The following is a 776-nucleotide window of genomic DNA, read 5'->3' as shown; positions in this document are numbered from 1 at the left end:
GGTTTATCACCTCGCGTGGTTATCGCCAGTCCAAGGCCCGTGGATTAAGTGCTCGTCGCCTTCGCGATGCTGTGCTGATCGACCGCATTAGAACTGTTCATCGGGATAATTACGGCGTCTACGGCGTGCGGAAAATGTGGCATGCTCTCCGCCGCGACGGAATTGATATCGGGCGTGAACAAACCGCCCGGCTGATGCGCTTGGCCGGTGTTTCTGGCAAAGGCAAAGGCGGATCACCTATCACAACCCGAAAAGCTAACGTGCCTGATCTGCGCCCGGACTTAGTCGAGCGTGAATTCAAAGCTTAAGGGCCCGAATAAACTGTGGGTGGCCGACATTACGTATGTGCGCACGAAGAAAGGCTTTGTGTACGCCGCGTTTGTCACCGACGTTTACTCTCGACGGATCGTTGGGTGGGCGTTATCAGATTCCATGCGCACCGAAGCACTGCCGTTGCAAGCTCTTAACCAGGCGATCGTGTGTGCTGAGGAAACAACAGGTCTCATTCACCATTCGGATCACGGATCGCAGTACGTCAGCGTGGTCTACAACGAGCGACTTACCCAACACGGCATTACAGCTTCCACCGGAACTGTCGGTGACTCCTACGACAATGCTCTTGCTGAAAACGTCAACGGATCCTACAAGAACGAGCTGATCCATACCCGCAGGTGGAATGACGTTGTCGAGGTAGAAATCGCGACGTTCGAGTGGGTGTCATGGTGGAACGAGACAAGGCTTCACCAAAGCTTGGGATACCGAACCCCGGTCGAGGT

Annotated in this window: 1 pseudogene; it reads left to right on the top strand. The window is 54.8% G+C overall.

The features are described 5' to 3' along the window. Positions 1-776: pseudogene (locus HMPREF2736_RS12565) on the top strand (IS3 family transposase); the annotation flags it as partial.

Source organism: Corynebacterium sp. HMSC036E10, assembly GCF_001836265.1.
GTDB classification, from domain to species: domain Bacteria; phylum Actinomycetota; class Actinomycetes; order Mycobacteriales; family Mycobacteriaceae; genus Corynebacterium; species Corynebacterium coyleae.
Note: the sequence above shows the minus strand (reverse complement) of the source record. Positions and strands in the feature narration are given on the sequence as shown.